The organism is Roseovarius sp. EL26, assembly GCF_900327775.1.
Classification (GTDB): domain Bacteria; phylum Pseudomonadota; class Alphaproteobacteria; order Rhodobacterales; family Rhodobacteraceae; genus Roseovarius.
The window spans coordinates 2,114,961-2,131,550 of sequence record NZ_OUMZ01000007.1; the positions used below are offsets into that span (position 1 = coordinate 2,114,961).

At 55.1% G+C, this 16,590-nt stretch carries 20 protein-coding genes; 8 read left to right on the plus strand and 12 right to left on the minus strand.

The annotated features are described in order from the left end of the window. Positions 1–5: 5 nt before the first annotated feature. The gene (locus D9A02_RS18445; RefSeq protein ID WP_120502321.1) at positions 6–1,217 is read right to left on the minus strand and encodes an aminomethyltransferase family protein; all 1,212 of its coding nucleotides are present in this window, start codon (positions 1,215–1,217) and stop codon (positions 6–8) included. A 152-nt stretch (positions 1,218–1,369) separates the two neighbouring features. On the opposite strand from D9A02_RS18445, the gene D9A02_RS18450 reads away from it, so the two are divergent. Then, complete coding sequence (locus D9A02_RS18450) at positions 1,370–2,254, plus strand: LysR substrate-binding domain-containing protein (RefSeq protein WP_120502322.1); 885 nt, start codon at positions 1,370–1,372, stop codon at positions 2,252–2,254. Between the two features lie 21 nt (positions 2,255–2,275). Beyond that, positions 2,276–2,461, plus strand: coding sequence for a hypothetical protein (locus tag D9A02_RS18455; RefSeq protein WP_120502323.1), 186 nt, complete (start codon positions 2,276–2,278; stop codon positions 2,459–2,461). A 259-nt stretch (positions 2,462–2,720) separates the two neighbouring features. Here D9A02_RS18455 and D9A02_RS18460 read toward each other — a convergent pair whose 3' ends face one another. From D9A02_RS18460 to D9A02_RS18475, 4 genes are all read right to left on the minus strand, one after another. After that, positions 2,721–2,948, minus strand: coding sequence for a hypothetical protein (locus tag D9A02_RS18460; protein WP_216824970.1), 228 nt, complete (start codon positions 2,946–2,948; stop codon positions 2,721–2,723). A 1-nt stretch (position 2,949) separates the two neighbouring features. After that, entirely contained in the window at positions 2,950–3,516 is a 567-nt protein-coding gene (locus tag D9A02_RS18465; RefSeq protein ID WP_120502632.1) for a metallophosphoesterase, read from the minus strand. 205 nt (positions 3,517–3,721) lie between these two features. Continuing rightward, a complete protein-coding gene (locus D9A02_RS18470) occupies positions 3,722–4,180 on the minus strand; it encodes a hypothetical protein (RefSeq protein ID WP_120502324.1) in 459 nt (152 codons plus the stop codon). Then, positions 4,177–5,046, minus strand: a complete 870-nt coding sequence (locus tag D9A02_RS18475) for a hypothetical protein (RefSeq protein ID WP_162933131.1) — start codon at positions 5,044–5,046, stop codon at positions 4,177–4,179. Before D9A02_RS18475 ends, D9A02_RS18470 begins: the two co-directional genes overlap by 4 nt. Positions 5,047–5,130: 84 nt before the next feature. Between D9A02_RS18475 and D9A02_RS18480 the strand changes: the two genes are divergently transcribed. Beyond that, positions 5,131–5,388 carry a helix-turn-helix domain-containing protein gene (locus tag D9A02_RS18480; RefSeq protein WP_120502326.1) on the plus strand — a complete coding sequence of 86 codons (258 nt, stop codon included), beginning with the start codon at positions 5,131–5,133 and terminating at the stop codon, positions 5,386–5,388. A gap of 112 nt (positions 5,389–5,500) precedes the next feature. On the opposite strand, the gene D9A02_RS19490 is transcribed toward D9A02_RS18480, so the two are convergent. From D9A02_RS19490 to D9A02_RS18495, 3 genes are read right to left on the minus strand one after another with little or no spacing between them, the layout of a single operon-like run. After that, complete coding sequence (locus D9A02_RS19490; protein ID WP_120502327.1) at positions 5,501–5,725, minus strand: GDCCVxC domain-containing (seleno)protein; 225 nt, start codon at positions 5,723–5,725, stop codon at positions 5,501–5,503. Then, the gene (merF, locus tag D9A02_RS18490; RefSeq protein ID WP_120502328.1) at positions 5,701–5,910 is read right to left on the minus strand and encodes a mercury resistance system transport protein MerF; all 210 of its coding nucleotides are present in this window, start codon (positions 5,908–5,910) and stop codon (positions 5,701–5,703) included. Before merF ends, D9A02_RS19490 begins: the two co-directional genes overlap by 25 nt. Then, the gene (locus D9A02_RS18495) at positions 5,907–6,293 is read right to left on the minus strand and encodes a hypothetical protein (RefSeq protein ID WP_120502329.1); all 387 of its coding nucleotides are present in this window, start codon (positions 6,291–6,293) and stop codon (positions 5,907–5,909) included. The genes merF and D9A02_RS18495 overlap by 4 nt, the downstream gene beginning before the upstream one ends. A 42-nt stretch (positions 6,294–6,335) precedes the next feature. Between D9A02_RS18495 and D9A02_RS18500 the strand changes: the two genes are divergently transcribed. Beyond that, the gene (locus tag D9A02_RS18500; protein ID WP_120502330.1) at positions 6,336–6,761 is read left to right on the plus strand and encodes a helix-turn-helix domain-containing protein; all 426 of its coding nucleotides are present in this window, start codon (positions 6,336–6,338) and stop codon (positions 6,759–6,761) included. 109 nt (positions 6,762–6,870) lie between these two features. Here D9A02_RS18500 and D9A02_RS18505 read toward each other — a convergent pair whose 3' ends face one another. Next, on the minus strand, positions 6,871–7,527 hold the full coding sequence (locus D9A02_RS18505; RefSeq protein WP_120502331.1) for a helix-turn-helix transcriptional regulator: 657 nt from the start codon (positions 7,525–7,527) through the stop codon (positions 6,871–6,873). A gap of 558 nt (positions 7,528–8,085) precedes the next feature. On the opposite strand from D9A02_RS18505, the gene D9A02_RS18515 reads away from it, so the two are divergent. Beyond that, on the plus strand, positions 8,086–9,159 hold the full coding sequence (locus D9A02_RS18515; protein WP_120502333.1) for a tyrosine-type recombinase/integrase: 1,074 nt from the start codon (positions 8,086–8,088) through the stop codon (positions 9,157–9,159). Positions 9,160–9,344: 185 nt separating this feature from the next. Here D9A02_RS18515 and D9A02_RS18520 read toward each other — a convergent pair whose 3' ends face one another. Both D9A02_RS18520 and ilvD read right to left on the minus strand, forming a co-directional pair. Continuing rightward, positions 9,345–10,034 (minus strand): DUF6478 family protein, encoded by a 690-nt coding sequence (locus tag D9A02_RS18520; protein WP_254054675.1) that lies wholly within the window; start codon positions 10,032–10,034, stop codon positions 9,345–9,347. Between the two features lie 125 nt (positions 10,035–10,159). Beyond that, positions 10,160–11,890 carry a dihydroxy-acid dehydratase gene (gene ilvD / locus D9A02_RS18525; protein WP_120502334.1) on the minus strand — a complete coding sequence of 577 codons (1,731 nt, stop codon included), beginning with the start codon at positions 11,888–11,890 and terminating at the stop codon, positions 10,160–10,162. A gap of 158 nt (positions 11,891–12,048) precedes the next feature. Between ilvD and D9A02_RS18530 the strand changes: the two genes are divergently transcribed. From D9A02_RS18530 to D9A02_RS18540, 3 genes are all read left to right on the plus strand, one after another. Next, positions 12,049–12,930 (plus strand): CPBP family intramembrane glutamic endopeptidase, encoded by an 882-nt coding sequence (locus D9A02_RS18530; protein WP_120502335.1) that lies wholly within the window; start codon positions 12,049–12,051, stop codon positions 12,928–12,930. A gap of 61 nt (positions 12,931–12,991) precedes the next feature. Next, complete coding sequence (gene accD / locus D9A02_RS18535) at positions 12,992–13,942, plus strand: acetyl-CoA carboxylase, carboxyltransferase subunit beta (protein ID WP_120502336.1); 951 nt, start codon at positions 12,992–12,994, stop codon at positions 13,940–13,942. Continuing rightward, positions 13,939–15,213 carry a folylpolyglutamate synthase/dihydrofolate synthase family protein gene (locus D9A02_RS18540; RefSeq protein ID WP_120502337.1) on the plus strand — a complete coding sequence of 425 codons (1,275 nt, stop codon included), beginning with the start codon at positions 13,939–13,941 and terminating at the stop codon, positions 15,211–15,213. Before accD ends, D9A02_RS18540 begins: the two co-directional genes overlap by 4 nt. Here D9A02_RS18540 and D9A02_RS18545 read toward each other — a convergent pair whose 3' ends face one another. Further along, positions 15,214–16,518, minus strand: coding sequence for a DEAD/DEAH box helicase (locus D9A02_RS18545; protein WP_120502338.1), 1,305 nt, complete (start codon positions 16,516–16,518; stop codon positions 15,214–15,216). Positions 16,519–16,590: the final 72 nt, after the last annotated feature.

Below are 16,590 nucleotides of genomic sequence, written 5' to 3' on the forward strand. Positions count from 1 at the left end.
CCAAGTCATTCTGCAGCAATGGGTTTGGTTGGAACGTCCACCAGCTTGCCGCGTGGTATCAGGCGGTCGGCGTCGTACATCGGCAGGGTGCAGAGTTCACCGTTTTGAGTGGAGCCATCGGCGCAGAGCACATCGACATGCGTGCCCGGACCCTGCGCCGGGACATCCATGCGCACGATGCAGACACCGCAGCCCTGATAGGGCGAATAGCCCGAAGAACAGACCCGGCCGACCTCTTCGCCATCAATGGTCATGACGCGGCCAAGCTGTGCGACACCGCTGGTGACCCGCATGCCCCAGGTTCGGCAGGATTTGTCCGCTGCCTCCAGCGCTTTGCGGCCAACAAAATCGCGATCATCAAACTCGACAAAACCACCAAGCCCTGCCTCAAACGGCGTGGTGTCCGCCCCGAAATCCGACCCGGCATTGAGCAACCCGGCCTCGATCCGCCGTCCCCGGAACACTGGCGTTCCGGTCAGCAGAATACCGAAGGCAGCACCTGCCTCCATGATCTTGTCACCGATGGCGGGGATATCAGTGTCGGGTAACATGTAGACTTCCCAGCCCAGTTCATTGGTGAAGCCCGAGCGGCTGATCCAGCAGGTCTGGCCTGCGATGGAAACCTCGGCGCAATCGAAATAGCGGAATGGGTCGGGCACCCCACCGTCAAGCACGGCAGCCAGCAGGTCCAGTGATCGTGGGCCTTGAATCTGGCTGACCCAGACATTCGGGTCGTGGATTTTCACGTCCAGCCCTTCGGCGTGTGCCTTGTACCAACTGAAGAGATCGCCGTCTGCCTGCGCCATCCAGAACCTGTCCTGCGACAACCGCAGCAACACCCCATCGGTGATCATGCCGCCATCATGGTAGCAAGCAAACTGATAGGAACAGCGGCCCGGCTTCACCTTGCTGACACTCCGGGTGAACACTTTGTTCAGCAGGGCCTCAGAATCCGGCCCGCTAATCTCGATCGGCAATTCTCCGGTGTGGCGGAAAATGACGCTGGTGCGCACCGCCCAATACATTTCGTCATCTGTGGCCGTGTCGAGTTTCTCCGGCGTCAAGCGCGAGTTATAGAGCGTGTACTCGGGATCATAGGGCAGTTCCATGTAGCTCAGCGGATGGGCAGGCATGGTGCGGGCAAGCTCGCGCGGGCGCGCGCCCTGATTGGGGAGAGCCTTGGCGACGAAGCGGAAGTGGGAAAGGTCAGTTGTCATATTGTTCACCGTTCAGAGTTGTTAGACGCCTGCGGGTGATCTTCGACAAGGACAGATGGGTGCCACGCATTGAGTTGGTGATATTGGACCGACTGCGCTCAGCGCAAATCTAATGATTTGCACAAGTCGTTCGAAAAAATTAGACAATATTCATGCGCTTTCGTTCTTATGATGCCCTCAAGATCTTTGATGCCGTTGCCCGCACTCTGTCGATGACCAAGGCGGCGGACGAGATGCATCAATCGAAAGGGTCGATCAGTTACCAAATCAACAAGCTTGAAGCCGAGCTTGGGTTTCGACTGTTCGAGCGCGCGCACGCAAAACTGGGACTGACAGAAGAAGGGCGCAGATTGTGGCATGTGTCCCAGACGTCCCTGAGCCAGATCGACCGTGAAATCGAAGACCTGCGCGGAACGGCCTCGGGTGCCGTGACCGTTGGCGCGCTGACCTACTTCTCTTCACGCTGGCTGTCGCCAAGGCTCACCCGCTTTTTTGAGGCCAATCCCGGTATCAGCCTGCGCATTGAGCCGATCAATTCGGTCGACATGATGAGATCGGTCAAGGTCGACATGGCAATCCTCTGGGGAATTGACGGCTGGGAGGGTCACCAGAGCGAACTTCTTCTGTCCCTGCCTGCCGTGCCAACCGCCAGCCGTGCAGTTGCTGAGCAGGTAAGCCAACTTGGATTGGCTGAGGCGGTCAAGCAGCTTCCGCTCTTGGGTGACAGCTCCGGCGATGCGGGGTGGCGCGCCTGGCACAAAGCTGCAGGGCTGCCGTACGCACCCAGTCGGTCCAGCTTGACGGTTCCTGACTCAAACAGCCGCGTTCAGGCGGTGGTGGATGGTCAGGGGTTGGCGCTTTGGGATGATCTGATCGCGCCAGAAATTGACGATGGCACGCTTGTCCGCTTGTCCGATGTCAGAGTTGAAAACGCGGGTTACTTTGTCGTTTTCACGGACCAGCCGATGTCTCAGGGCGCAGAGGCATTCTTGGACTGGTTGCGGGCTGAAAATGATCGCAGCGAGAGGCGGGCTTGAAATCCTGTGGACGTTCAGCTCATGAACGGCGGTTTTGGGGAAATTTGCAAGAACACCGCGCTCTGCGCCGAATTTACCAAGGTTTTCTGCGTCAGCGAAAGAGGCAAAAGCAAAAAGGCGGGATTGTTCCGCAATTTTCGAATTCATGGTTTCAGATTTGCTGCGCGTTGCATGAACGGCTGCTGTTTCCGCCGCCAGGCAGCATAAAATCTTTCGCCGCTTCGTAAAAATCTCTGCTGCGCGCGCATGCAGCGAAATTTTGACACTTCTGCAATGGGCTCTGAGGAGACCTTCGCCGCGCGTAGCACGAACGTCCGGTTTTCCTTTTCAGGATATAGCGTGACGCTGGTTTGAATGTCGCGAGCGATAAGAACTCCGTCCACTGTCGCAGACGAATTGCGTTGTTAAAAGTGGCCCCAGAATTCATCATGCAGGTCACTCCAGACCAGAAAACGCGCCATCAGTTTCACTTTCTCATGATCTCAGGAAAACGACGGGGGTCGATCCACTGCTTGCCATCTTTGGGTGCGCCCCAAGGGTTGCCAAACGCCTTTGCCGCGGGTGGATCGTCGAGGGTCAAGTCACGTGCGTTTAGAGCACGCCGCGCCTGTCTGTGCGCTGCTTTCTTGAACGGCTTGTCGCTGTCTTTCGTGGTCATCCCACAAATGGGTGTTTTGCGGTAAGATCGGGACATCTTAAATCTCCTTCGCATTGTGTTCGACGTCCTGCCAGTGCTTGTTCACCGGCAGCGTCTTTGCCCGCCGCGCAATGTCCTCGAAGCGAACAGGCATGAAGTCCCAGACGTCCACACCGGCGTTGACGCTGTTCCTCGAACCTTTCCAGTTCCCGTGAACATGGCCGAAGATCTGGAGCGCATCCCTGCGGGCGTGGTTCCAGGTAATCATCGGGTAGTGGCACAGCGTATGCGCCTGGTTCTTAGGGCCGTCCCTGACCTCTGCGATGTGCGAGATACTGTCCCATGGCAACGCCAGCGTCGGTTCCAGATCATGGTTGCCGACGATCAAATGTTTGCGCGCTCTGGGGAGCTGACCGAAGAGCCCTTCGAGGTAGGTTGCATCTTTGGCGTTCGGGCCAAACGCGAAGTCTCCGACGATCCAGAGATCATCGTCTGGGCCAACCTTCGACCATAGGTTTTCGATCAGGATCGCGTCCATCTGTCCGGCGCTGCGGAAGGGGCGGCCACAGAACGCGATGACGTTCTCATGCCCGAAGTGGGTGTCTGCTGTATACCAATTGGTCATGTGTTTTTTCCGTCGTGCGTTGGTAGCGCGGACGGCGACGGCGAATGCGGAGATGACGATCATCAGAGGCGAACAGCGCGAAGCCGCCCGCCAGTTTGGGGGCGCTAGGTTTGGGTGATATGTTTGCGCAATGTGATCATTCGGGTCTCATAGCTGCTTTGAGCCATTCTGGCTATCCCTCATCACAGGTCCATGACCTAGTTCCCTACTGTTCGCCCGGCGTGAAGCTGAGAATTCCGTAGGTGTCATCCGGATCGGCACCAATCTCGCTGTAGAAAAGGCTACATATCGTACCGATTACCGCAGCCAGCTTTAGGCCTTTGTGATGCAGCCAGTTTTCTTCGTTTTCGGCACGTACCACCAGATCGTAGCCAGCGAACTGGTTCACAGAAATCAGGAAGTCGTGTTCTCCAACAAACCCAATAACCTCACGAGCGGTCAAGGCGCTCTGCTCTTGGTCTGGTGGGTCCATAACGTATTGGGGCATGCGCTCACATAACAACAAGAGGGCCATGTCCAACTTGTCCGCGTCATATTGCAGCTCAGACAAGTTGGTTCGCGGCTTCATTCCGAGCAAGCTAAACTGACGCTCGTCAAAAATTTCAAATATGGGATTCAGGGCCTCTTCCATGCGCGAACGCAGATGCCAGATGTTATCTTTCATAGCTTTATCCTGCTTGGTGCCTGCTCCTCATCAAGAGCCTCTAGTATTTGCTGGTCGGTTGCAGCGCGGTTAGCCCTGATCAGTCGATAGTCCATGAGATCAAAGTGGATCATGGTTTTCAGACCTGAACTTTGCACACGTATCCTTAAGACAGTGTCGCAAGATGCTAGCGGATCCTCGGGTCGAGGCATTCGAAATTCATAGAATGCGTCTCGCCCTATGGCGTTAATACACGGCACATCATCATGGAAGAATGAACCAAACCGCGAAATTGAGGCCGTCATTGGTTGCCCTGCGACGACAGGATGCATCGACGCCTCGAGCGCTGGTAGATCAGGGATGAATCCATCTGTTCCATATGCATAGATCAACTCGGAATCGTAGGACCCAGTCACCATAGCCGAGGGCTGACCGTAGCTCTCGATCAACTGAGCAAAAACGGCCTCTGCAGAGGGACGATCGTTGCCGAATATTGCAATTGTCCGATGAATTGCGAGGACTCGTCCATCAAGCACGTCTGTTGCGAGGTCTACGGTAATCTCCTCATAGTCATCACTGCCCATCCGCACGAACGGGTCCACCCAAGGGGTCGTCAGGCGCTGTGTGTACACATATTGGAACTGGCGGCCCTCTGGCGATTGTATGCTCAGAGTAACTTGTTCTGGAACAAGATCGCGTTCTAAGTGAGCCGACAATGCAGTTAGCGCAGATTCAGCATCCATATTCGGCGACACACCTAGAATGGCATGCGGATGAGCCGTTGCTGCAGCAGGGGGTGTAAGGGCGTGCAAATCATCTGAAGTATCGTCAGCTAGCGCAGACGTTACCGACAGTGTTGAGCATAAGAAAACAGTTAATAGTCGCATGATGATCACCACAAATTATCTACTTTTAAGATAATCTATTTTTAAGATTATCGGAAGTACCCAAAGCTACGAATTGGGTACAAAGTGACGAAATCTCTTAGATCAGAAGGCCATATCGCTCTCATCAGGGCTCTGGTCGAGGCAAGGAAGGCCAAAGGCATTTCTCAAGCCGAGTTAGCGACATTATTGAAGTGTCATCAGTCATTCGTCGCCCGGATTGAGTCGGGTCAACGTCGGATCGATGTCCCCGAGCTTGTTATTTTATCGCGAGCACTTGACGCTGACGCATCAGTCTTGTTGACGAAGGTATCTAGCGCTGTACCACTTGGAGCCCGGATTTAGGGATATAGTTAATAACATCAAAGACGGCCCATAGCGGCCATTGGTGGTCTTCGCAGCCAAGGTCTGCATCGAGCCCATAGCTACCAAATTGCTGCGACGTCGCGAACGACTGCTATGCGCAGCAAGACTTGCCCTCTTGGATCGGTGGGCAAGGAACAGTTGCGTATGAGCAATACACGCAACAGTCACCCTCAAGCGGTTTCAGCACTGTCTGACAGGACTTGCATTCATAGAACCACTGGCAGGCATCTGTGGGCATGGTTTCGGTCTCCACATGCCCACAAGACGGACAGGTCAAAGTGGATTCCAAGACTACTTTTGTTTCTTCTGTCGCCATAGCGCGTACCCCGTCAACATGAGAAAACCTGCCAAAACCGGCAGTAGAACGGCATCGTTGTATAGAACGCCGAGTAATCCGGTAAGGCCAAGTGCCGTCAGTACGACCGGCAAGAGCGGTGTGAAGCAGCACAGGGTCGCCAAGATCGTGCCGCCGATTCCAAGTGCCAGTAACTTGTTCTTCATCGGGTCGATCTCCACAAATCCCACATGAACCTTTGCGCTGAGGCCTCCCAATATGGCGAAGACAGCGCGAGCAAAAAGGCAATACTTGCAAGAGAGGTCCAGACGATAGCGGACCGCCTACGCGTCACGCATGGTTTTGGCCGAGCAACCCGATACCATGCCCAGACAAGCGCAATGGCAACACCTAACAAAATGAAACCGCGATAAGCGATGAACGGTCCAAGCATCGTCAACCATGAGCCACCAAGGCCAATGATCGATAGACCGATAGGCAGAACGCAACATGACGCTGACAACAAAGCGAGGGCTGCTGCGAGGGGCATGAGCATCCGACCGATCAAGCCGGGTTCAGTCGCTGTTTGTTCATTTGCATTCACGTTCATTTTGCCCTTCTAATTCCTGTAGTGGCTACAGGAGCAAGCAAAATGTTCACGATTGGGAAGGCATCAGAACAAAGCGGCGTGAAGATCGAAACGATCCGCTATTATGAACGCGAAGGCGTTGTGCCTAAGCCGGGACGAACCGCAGGCGGACGCAGGCTCTATTCACCCGATGAGATCGCAAAACTGAGGTTTGTTCGCCGATGCAGAGATTTGGGTTTCCCTATCTCGATCATCCGAACCTTCCTGTCTTTGACCGTGCAAAAAGATCGTTCATGTGGCGAGGTGAAAACCTTGGCGGAAGATCACTTGGTTGAGATCAACGCCAAAATAGAAAACCTGGTGCTTCTTCGCGAAGCGCTTCTAAACCTATCTGCGAACTGCGATGATGGGACAGCGGCCTGTCCGATGCTCGATGCTCTGATGAAAGATGGTTTTGGGGAATTGGGATCAGAGCAAAGCAGACCTTAGATAGACTTTCATAAACGGCAGCAAAGTCCGCACAGCTGACCTTAGCGCAATGCGCAGCGAAAGGCCGCTCCCCGCCGAATGCTGCATAAACTCCATTGACTTCAATGCCTTAGAGATGGGCAGCTTCTTCGTCCTGAGGAGGAAAATCTCTATCAATCTTTGCCTGCCACTCTGTCATTGCTTCTTCGTACTCATCTGTTCTTCCTTCATATTCTTCCCAATATGGAGGCGCAGGTATGTCTTCAGGATGAAAGCGATAACACGTCACCATTCTCACGGCATCTCGGATCACTGATGGATGCATTCGGGACCACCCTTGCCAATCGGTTGTAACTGCGAACCGGGCGACTTTTGTCCGTGTTGGTTCGTCCATTTCAGGGTATTCGCTAACTAAGTAGGCTCTGATCGACATTAGATCATCAACGGCATGACGAACAGTTTCAAAGTTTGTCCGAGCAGGGCGGCCCAGCAAAATTTCATTGAGATCTGCCCCAGTGACCATCGCGAGTTTTACGAGTGTCGTGGATGGTATCGGTCGCAATCCACGCTCGTACGCATAATACGTGCGTGACGTTACCCCCAGCAGTTCGGCCATTTCATTTTTTTGCAGCCCAAGTTTTTCGCGTAAGGCTTGCACGTTTGTGTGCACAGCTGAGGTGGGAGTGTTCCGAACGTAGCCCTCTCTGAAGTTCTCCAGCTTATCCAGTCTGTCCGTAATCTTCCTGATGGTAGCTGTATTTTCTGACCTTAACTTGAATTTAGCCAAAGCTCGCCCTCCCGATGATCGGAACGAACGTACCGATTAATATGCGTTGCGTGAGCAACTTGTAACTCATTACATCAGGGTGACAAGTCTCTGCAAGAGATTGCAATTTTTGCGAGGAAGCTATGCCAGATCTACTTTCAAAAGGCCAAACCCCTGAAGCTTGGAGTAAGCAGCTAATGGAGCACGGGGTGCATGTTTCACCTCGTTTGATCCGAGCAAAAGCGCACAAGACTGGGCATTTCCACAAAATCGGTAGGTTGATGCTTCTTACGCCGCTCCAGATCGAAAATTTGATCATCGCATCTTCCGAGACCGTCGACGGTCAACCGTCGGGAGGCTGAGAATGCCAAAGCAATCTATCGAGCCCCTTGGGTCGGAAGTTCTGGATAACGGAAAGTCGCCGACCCAGTGGGTGGCGGTCCTTTCATCTCGGGGTCTCGCAATCACCGAACGAACGCTTCGTGAGAAAGCCAACAGGCTCGGTGCCTGCCACAAGCTTGGCAATGCAATGATCATCACAGCGGCCCAAATCGATACAATTTTAAAGGAGGGCACCCATTGCCGCTCGAACCGAGGAAAAGGGACCGCATCTACTATGCGGTCGGCTGGATCGAATACAACGGTCGCCCGATCGCCGGTCCATATCGAAAAAGCACGGAGTCGACTACAGAAGCTGGCGCGCGGGACTGGATAGCTCAGGAAACTGAATACCAAATCCGAAAGCATCTTGTTGGAGAGGATAAAGCACTCAGGTTCTTAGATGCCCTTGAGCTTTATGATCCCGACCCCAAGACTGCGGCTCGAATAGAAAAGTTGCTCGACGAAATTGGGGAGGTGCCACTATCCGATATCACTGGAGCCTTTCTCAAGAGCTTAGGCCCTAAGCTAATGCCAGACGTGTCAGTTGATACATGGCTGCGGGAGATAATCACACCCGTCCGTGCGGTCGTTAACAATGCCCACGAACTGAAGAGAACACCCTATTTGAAAGTTCGAGCTTTCAAGACAAGCGAAGTTGTCGCTCAAGACACAAAGCGCGGGAAAACAAGCCGTGTAAAGCGGGTCCCAGCAACTAGAGGATGGATCGAAGCATTCTGTCGAGAGGCTGACCCCTATAATGCGGCACTTGTTCGCTTCATGTTTGAGACTGCAGCAAGGATTGATCAGGCCATCTCAGTGAAACCGGCGGAAGTCTTCCCGGAATCGCTTGCGGTGAGCCTCAAAGCCCAAAAAGGGCATCCAAAATGCCTGGTCGCAGTCAGCCCCGAGATGATGGACGAACTCACAGCGTTAAAGCCAAAGAGGCCAAGGAACCGGAAGACCGGCGGTTTCATAGAAGAAAGGCTATTCGGTTATGGGAGTTCGACAGGCTACAATGGTAGGTGGAAGACGATCTGCAACGCGGCGGACATACCTTATCTTTCCGCACATGCCGCTGGCAGACATGGATTCTATACCGAACTGGTTGTGCGACAGGGTGTTGACCCAGTGACTGCAGCTGAAGCCGGACGTTGGTCCGACGTTTCCTTGCCGCTAAGAGTTTATGCGCATTCAGAAACCGATGAAGCGCAGATTAGGGCGCTGTTTCGTACAAAACTTGTACAGCTGCAGGCCAAAGACGACGGCAAATAACTGAAATCAAATAAGGAATATGCATATGACTAACTCCCTCCTAAGGGGCAGGTTGCAGGTTCGAATCCTGCCGGGGTCACCAAATTTATTTTATAACAAATACTTAGGGCACACCAAAGCGATTGAACCTTTACCCCAAAGCTGGCCTCAGCCAACCCAGAAAATCCTCAAAACATCACGATCGTTTACACTTCCGCGCGGGGAAAGCGGCACAAGATCATATCGCGCATCATTACGTTGTTGTTCTGTGGCTCTTTGAAAATCAGGTCGATCCATGCCCGTTCAAGCCGCTTTTCATTCAGATCACTATAGCCAAGGTCGAACTCTACAGTCATTTCAGTCGGCTTTAACGTTAATTCCCGGATGACCTGAACGACATTGGGGCCGTGTTTGATATTTAGCCGCGCGAAAAGGGGTAGCGGTTTTTCCAGGTCAATCATCGCATCGAGCCGGATCAGATGCCGTTTCTGCAATCCTTGCAGAGCCTCCTCGGGCAAGTCCAGAACCAGTGACAGAAATGATCCATCAAACCCAGACACCTCTAGACTGAGTCCATAAGGCGCGGCATCAGCGATTTCGCCGCTCGGCACTTGGCCCAGCGAAATTTCAGCCAAGCGGCAATCGTGAAACAACTTCACTTCAGATCCCAATTTTGCACCGTTCTGAACCGATTTCGGGCGAGGTTCAGACAAGGCGGACCGCCACATCTCAGGGCGCCAGAACCAATCTGTACCATGGGGTATGAGAAATTTGTCGGAGCCAATGTGTCGCTGGATTGACGACGTCGCAGCAGGGAGGTGCCCGGAGGGCAATCCGGATTGTGTTCCCGCCCATGAACCGAGCCATTTCTTCAACGATTTGCGCAGCTCGCTCATATTGGGTCTATCCTGCTTGCCTTGCCTGCACCATTTCCGGTCCGGGCACGTTAACATCCTTAACGTTTTGTCAGCAATGCAAAGTGGGTTGGCCCGGCGACAACAGCGGCCGGGCCAGTGAGGTTTTAGATATCGTCAAAATAGGTGTGACGTTCGGCCTGGCCACCGGGGTGGGTTACGGCACCTTTGTAGGTCTCACCTACAAGCTGCGCATATTTCCACAAAGCACCACTGGCGTAGATCGTTTCGCGCGGGCCAGCCCAGTTTTTCTTGCGCTCAGCCAGATCGTCTTCGCTCAGGTCAACGCTGATCTCGCCGGTGAGGGCGTTGATCGTGATCATGTCGCCGTTGTTCAGCATGGCAATCGGTCCGCCATGCGCGGCCTCTGGTCCGACGTGACCCACGCAGAACCCGCGGGTTGCGCCGCTGAAACGGCCATCGGTGATCAAGGCAACCTTTTTGCCCATGCCTTGCCCGCTGAGTGCGGCGGTGGTGGAGAGCATTTCACGCATGCCCGGGCCGCCTGCGGGGCCTTCATTGCGGATAACCAGAACTTCGCCTTCTTCATAGGCGCGCTCTTGCACAGCGGCGAAAGCATCTTCTTCGCATTCAAACACCCGTGCAGGGCCCGTGAACACTTGCTGTTCATCGCTCATACCCGCGACCTTCACGATGGCACCGGCTGGCGCCAGATTACCTTTGAGACCAACAACACCACCGGTTTTGGTGATTGGTGTCGCAACCGGATAGATCACTTTGCCGTCGGCTTCGCGTTCAACCAGATCTAGCTCTTCACCCATGGTGCGGCCGGTTGCGGTGATGCAGTCTTCGTGGATCAGGCCCGCTTTGCGCAGTTCTTTCATCACGACAGGAACGCCGCCCGCCTCGTAAAGGTCTTTGGCGACATAGGCCCCACCGGGTTTCAGGTCGACGAAATACGGCGTGTCTTTGAAGATCTCACAGACGTCATCAAGGAAGAACTCAAGCCCCGCCTCATGCGCAATCGCAGGCAGGTGCAGACCAGCGTTGGTTGAGCCACCTGTGCAGGCCACAACACGCGCTGCATTTTCCAGCGACTTCAATGTCACGATGTCCCGCGCACGGATGTTTTTCGCGATCAGGTTCATCACGGCACGGCCCGAGGCCTCGCCATATTGGTCACGGCTTTCATATGGCGCAGGTGCGCCAGATGAGTTTGGCAGTGCAAGACCGATCGCCTCGGATACGCAAGCCATGGTGTTGGCAGTAAACTGACCACCACAAGCACCCGCAGATGGGCAGGCCACGGCTTCGAGCTTTTCCAGCTCGCAGGTCGACAGATTGCCCGCTTGGTGCTGACCGACGGCTTCGAATACGTCCTGAACGGTCACATCGCGCCCTTCATAGCGGCCCGGAAGGATCGACCCACCGTAGATGAAAACCGATGGCGTGTTCAGACGCACCATCGCCATCATCATGCCGGGCAGGGATTTATCACAACCGGCAAGGCCGACAATCGCGTCATAGGCGTGGCCGCGCATGGTTAGCTCAACAGTGTCGGCAATCGCCTCACGGCTGGCCAGTGACGAGCGCATGCCCTCGTGGCCCATCGCGATGCCGTCGGTGACGGTGATGGTGGTGAACTCACGTGGTGTCCCCATCGCTTGTTTGACGCCCATCTTCACCGATTGCGCCTGACGGTTCAGGGCGATGTTACAAGGGGCCGCCTCGTTCCAACAGGTGGCAACACCTACCAGTGGTTGGTGAATTTCTTCCTCACTCAGGCCCATCGCATAAAGATACGAACGGTGCGGCGCGCGCGCAGGACCTTCGGTCACATAGCGGCTGGGAAGTTTTGCTTTATCAAATTTGGTCATGGCGGGCTCCCGAAATCTTGTCACAAAGGGCATAGACGCGCCGCGCGCGCGATACAAGCGGCACTAAACGATCTGCGGCTTGATTTCGCACCGTTTTGCCCCCTGATCTGCGCAAACATCCGATTGTAACTGCCAGAACACCGCAATAGCGTGATGTTATGCGATATGATGCTCATTGCTTTTTGACGGACCCTGCCCGACCCAGCGCTGGGTTACCACGCCTTGCTGGCGGGATGATGGTGGTATTCATCACACTGATCTTGTTGCAATCCTTTATGTCACAGGCGATCAGTCCATTTCTGCCCTCCGACCAGAGCGCGCGGGATCATCTGATTTATGGCACTTCGCCCGGTGGAGCACTGTTGACGCTATATGGCTTCACTTTGGCTTTTATATCGTTATGGCTGGCGTTGCGGCTTGTGCATGATCGTCCTCTTTGGACAATTTTTGGGCCACCGCGTCTGGTCATCTTTCAGTTTCGTCGGGCCCTTGGGCCGTTGATACTGTTGTCACTTGTGATCCTACTTTTGCCATCACCCGATACAATGGAGCCACAACGAAATCTTTCAACCACCCTGTGGTTGGCGTTTTTGGCTCCGGGGCTGTTCGGGGTCCTGATCCAGACCACCGCAGAAGAGGCGCTGTTTCGAGGGTATATGCAAAGCCAGTTGGCCGCGCGTTTTGCCAACCCTCTGATCTGGCTGGGCTTGCCGTCAATACTGTTCGGACTGGTACACTATGATCCGAGCTTAAACGGCGCACACAGCTGGCTGATCGTGGGCTGGGCCACGCTCTTTGGTCTTGCTGCAGCGGATCTGACAGCGCGCGCAGGCTCTCTTGGTCCAGCGATGGCGTTTCATTTCATCAATAACGCCGGTGCAATCTTGATTGCAGCACCCACCGGGTGGTTGGATGGGCTGGCGCTTTATACCTATCCGTTCTCGATGGATGATGCTGATGCCGTTTTGATCTGGGCTCCCGTCGATATTCTCTGGATTTTCTGCGCTTGGCTTGCCATACGCCTCACGTTGCAACGTTGATTGCAATTCGAGACATTGACCATTATCTCAGTGCGATAACATTACCTAGGGACAGCAGCCCATGAACTGGATCACAAATTACGTCCGCCCGCGGATCAACTCGATTTTCTCGCGGCGTGAAGTCCCTGAGAACCTCTGGACCAAATGTGATGGCTGCAGCACCATGCTGTTTCACCGTGAGTTAAAAGACAACTTGAACGTCTGCACCAATTGCGGCCACCACATGAACATCACCCCGCGTGATCGTTTTATCGGTCTGTTTGATGGTGGTGCCTTCGCCGAGATCGACGTCCCTGCCCCAACAACCGACCCGTTGCAATTTCGCGATCAGAAAAAATACCCGGATCGGATGAAAGCCGCACAGCGCAAGACCGGCGAAAAAGAAGCCATGCTGGTCGCCACTGGCGATATGGGCCGCACGCCGATTGTGGCCGCAGCGCAGGATTTCTCGTTCATGGGCGGATCGATGGGCATGTATGTTGGCAACGCCATCATCGCAGCCGCTGAAAAGGCGGTTGAGCTGAACCGCCCACTGATCCTGTTTTCCGCCGCTGGTGGCGCACGCATGCAAGAGGGCATTCTGTCCTTGATGCAGATGCCGCGCACCACCGTGGCCCTGCAGATGCTGAAAGAGGCAAACCTGCCTTATATTGTCGTGCTGACACACCCCACCACCGGCGGCGTAACTGCCAGCTATGCCATGCTGGGCGACGTGCACATTGCCGAACCCAATGCACTGATCTGCTTTGCTGGCCCACGGGTGATTGAGCAGACCATTCGCGAAAAACTACCCGACGGGTTCCAACGCGCTGAATACCTGCTGGATCACGGCATGCTGGACCGCGTCACATCGCGGACCGAGATGCGCGACGAGCTGATCACCATCACCCGCATGTTGATGGGTCTGCCCCCGGCAGTTGCCGGTGACCTACCGCCCCCTGACGACGCGCCTGAGGCCGCATTGGAAGCCCCGGCTGAGGCCGACGCCAGCGAAGAGACCACCGAGAAATGACCACACAGACATCGGATGTCGTCCTTGAACGGATGATGGCGCTGCACCCCAAGATCATTGATCTGACACTGGATCGCGTCTGGCGTCTGCTTGATGCGCTTGGAAATCCGCAAAATGACCTGCCACCTGTGATTCATCTGGCGGGCACCAATGGCAAAGGCTCGACGCAAGCGATGATCCGTGCCGGGCTTGAGGCGGCAGGCAAACACGTTCACGCCTATACCTCGCCACATCTGGCGCGCTTTCATGAGCGCATCCGTCTGGCCGGGGAGCTGATTTCAGAACCTGACCTAACCGCCGTGCTGGATGAATGTTATGCTGCCAATGATGGCGGCAATATCACCTACTTTGAGATCACCACCTGCGCGGCGCTACTGGCCATGGCGCGTACACCTGCAGATTTCACCTTGCTTGAGGTTGGCCTTGGCGGCCGTCTGGACGCAACCAATGTGATGGATCAACCTGCACTGTCGGTGATCACGCCGATCTCGATCGATCATGAGCAGTTCCTTGGTGACACGCTGACCAAAATTGCCACCGAAAAAGCAGGCATCATCAAACGCGGTGTACCCTGCGTTGTCGGCCCACAGCCCGATGAGGCGATGGACGTCATCGAGGCTACTGCCGCCCGCCTTGGTGCGCCACTGATTGCCCATGGGCAGCATTGGCATATCTCTGAAGAACGCGGGCGGCTGATTTATCAGGACGAAACCGGCCTGCGCGATCTGCCCCTGCCCAACCTGCCCGGCGCACACCAGATCCAGAACGCTGGAGCCGCGCTTGCTGCCCTGCGTTATCTTGAGATGGGTGACAAAGCTTATGAGGCTGCGGTTTCTCAGGCGCGATGGCTTGCCCGTATGCAAAAGCTGGCTACTGGCCCATTGATTGATGCGGCACCTGAGGCCGAGTTGTGGCTGGATGGCGGTCATAATGCCGCTGCGGGGCAAGCTTTGGGTCAGCATCTTGGCACCCTGCCCCCACGTCCAACTTATCTGATCTGTGGGATGCTCAACACCAAGGATATCTCGGGGTATCTGAACCCACTGGTCGCACGAGCGCAAAAGCTAATCGCCATTTCGATCCCCGGTGAGGCAAATACACTTCCGGCAGATGAAACAGCCGCAGCCGCCAAAGCTGTGGGCATGACTGCAGATACGGCAGATACGGCGCTTAGCGCGGTCCAGCAGATTGCAAAAGAGGACCCGCAAGCGCGGATCCTCATCTGTGGGTCACTTTATCTGGCCGGGGCCATTTTACGCGAAAACGGCTGATCAGGCGGCGCGTCTGCGCCGTCCGCCACCACCGTTTCCACCGCCGCCGTTGCCACCACCATGACCACGGCCGCCATTTCCGCCGCCACTGTGTCCACCACCGCCACCACGACGACGGTTACGGCCGGGACCACCACGGCCACCGCCAGGCTTTTTGTTTCCGGCGTCTTTCAACTCGGCCCAGACCGTGCCGCTTGCGACAGGAATGTCAGCCTTTAGAACCTTTTGGATAGCTTTGAATTCTGACACTTCATCGGTTGAACAAAACGCAATGGCCTCACCTTCGGCACCGGCACGTGCGGTCCGGCCAATCCGGTGGACATAGTTTTCAGCCACGTTGGGCAGATCGAAGTTAAAGACATATTTGACATCACTGATGTCAATACCGCGCGCTGCCACATCGGTGGCCACAAGCACAGTGATCTGACCATCTTTGAAGGCTTTGATCGCGCGGTCCCGTTGACCCTGACTTTTGTTGCCATGGATCGAGCCGGCCTTAAAACCGTCACGCTCAAGGTTTTTCATCATCTTTTCAGCACCGTGTTTGGTGCGGGAAAATACGATGGCGCGCTCGCCAATCTTGGTTGACAGCAACTCGCGCAGCAGGCCGTATTTTTCTTTCTGGGCCACAAAATGCACGGACTGCTGGATTTTCGCAACCGGCAGGCCGGGGCGCGCAACCTCTACCCGGACCGGGCTCGTCAGATAGCTTGTTGACAGCTCTGCCATCTGCTTTGGCATTGTCGCGGAAAACAACATGGTCTGGCGCTCTTTGCGCAGCAGTGGTGCAATCCGACGCAGGGCATGAATAAAGCCAAGATCAAGCATTTGATCCGCCTCATCCAGCACCAGAAAACGGGTCTGGCCCAGATCAACAGCCTTGCGTTCGATCAGATCGATCAGACGACCGGGCGTGGCCACAACCAGATCCGCGCCTTTGCGCATCACTTCAACCTGACGGTTCAATGATACACCGCCAACAATCAACTTAGTTGAGATGTGCGCGCCTTTGGTCATAGCGATGATGTTGTCTTGGATCTGCTTGGCCAGCTCGCGCGTGGGTGCCAAAATTAGACCATGCGATGATTTCGGCGCCGGCTTGGTGCCCATCTTGGTGATGGCATCAATCAATGGCAGGGCAAAGGCCGCCGTCTTACCGGTGCCGGTCTGCGCCAGCCCCATAATGTCACGTCCGTCCAAGGCAAGGGGGATCGCCTTATACTGGATCGGAGTCGGTTCAGTGATGCCTTGTGCAGCCAATTGGGCCACAAGGCGGGGCTTGAGCCCCAGTTCTTCAAAGTTCATTCAACAGGTTCCTGTCTGCCAGCTGCGCGCCGGAAATTACATAGCACGGCCCTAAGCGGTGCTCAGGCCGTA

Bases quoted from the DNA above. Each gene is read 5' to 3' on its own strand.
- D9A02_RS18445 (WP_120502321.1), bottom strand. From the start codon at position 1,217: ATGACAACTGACCTTTCCCACTTCCGCTTCGTCGCCAAGGCTCTCCCC.
- D9A02_RS18450 (WP_120502322.1), top strand. From the start codon at position 1,370: ATGCGCTTTCGTTCTTATGATGCCCTCAAGATCTTTGATGCCGTTGCC.
- D9A02_RS18455 (WP_120502323.1), top strand. From the start codon at position 2,276: ATGAACGGCGGTTTTGGGGAAATTTGCAAGAACACCGCGCTCTGCGCC.
- D9A02_RS18460 (WP_216824970.1), bottom strand. From the start codon at position 2,948: ATGTCCCGATCTTACCGCAAAACACCCATTTGTGGGATGACCACGAAA.
- D9A02_RS18465 (WP_120502632.1), bottom strand. From the start codon at position 3,516: ATGACCAATTGGTATACAGCAGACACCCACTTCGGGCATGAGAACGTC.
- D9A02_RS18470 (WP_120502324.1), bottom strand. From the start codon at position 4,180: ATGAAAGATAACATCTGGCATCTGCGTTCGCGCATGGAAGAGGCCCTG.
- D9A02_RS18475 (WP_162933131.1), bottom strand. From the start codon at position 5,046: ATGCGACTATTAACTGTTTTCTTATGCTCAACACTGTCGGTAACGTCT.
- D9A02_RS19490 (WP_120502327.1), bottom strand. From the start codon at position 5,725: ATGGCGACAGAAGAAACAAAAGTAGTCTTGGAATCCACTTTGACCTGT.
- merF (WP_120502328.1), bottom strand. From the start codon at position 5,910: ATGAAGAACAAGTTACTGGCACTTGGAATCGGCGGCACGATCTTGGCG.
- D9A02_RS18495 (WP_120502329.1), bottom strand. From the start codon at position 6,293: ATGAACGTGAATGCAAATGAACAAACAGCGACTGAACCCGGCTTGATC.
- D9A02_RS18500 (WP_120502330.1), top strand. From the start codon at position 6,336: ATGTTCACGATTGGGAAGGCATCAGAACAAAGCGGCGTGAAGATCGAA.
- D9A02_RS18520 (WP_254054675.1), bottom strand. From the start codon at position 10,034: ATGAGCGAGCTGCGCAAATCGTTGAAGAAATGGCTCGGTTCATGGGCG.
- ilvD (WP_120502334.1), bottom strand. From the start codon at position 11,890: ATGACCAAATTTGATAAAGCAAAACTTCCCAGCCGCTATGTGACCGAA.
- D9A02_RS18530 (WP_120502335.1), top strand. From the start codon at position 12,049: ATGCGATATGATGCTCATTGCTTTTTGACGGACCCTGCCCGACCCAGC.
- accD (WP_120502336.1), top strand. From the start codon at position 12,992: ATGAACTGGATCACAAATTACGTCCGCCCGCGGATCAACTCGATTTTC.
- D9A02_RS18540 (WP_120502337.1), top strand. From the start codon at position 13,939: ATGACCACACAGACATCGGATGTCGTCCTTGAACGGATGATGGCGCTG.
- D9A02_RS18545 (WP_120502338.1), bottom strand. From the start codon at position 16,518: ATGAACTTTGAAGAACTGGGGCTCAAGCCCCGCCTTGTGGCCCAATTG.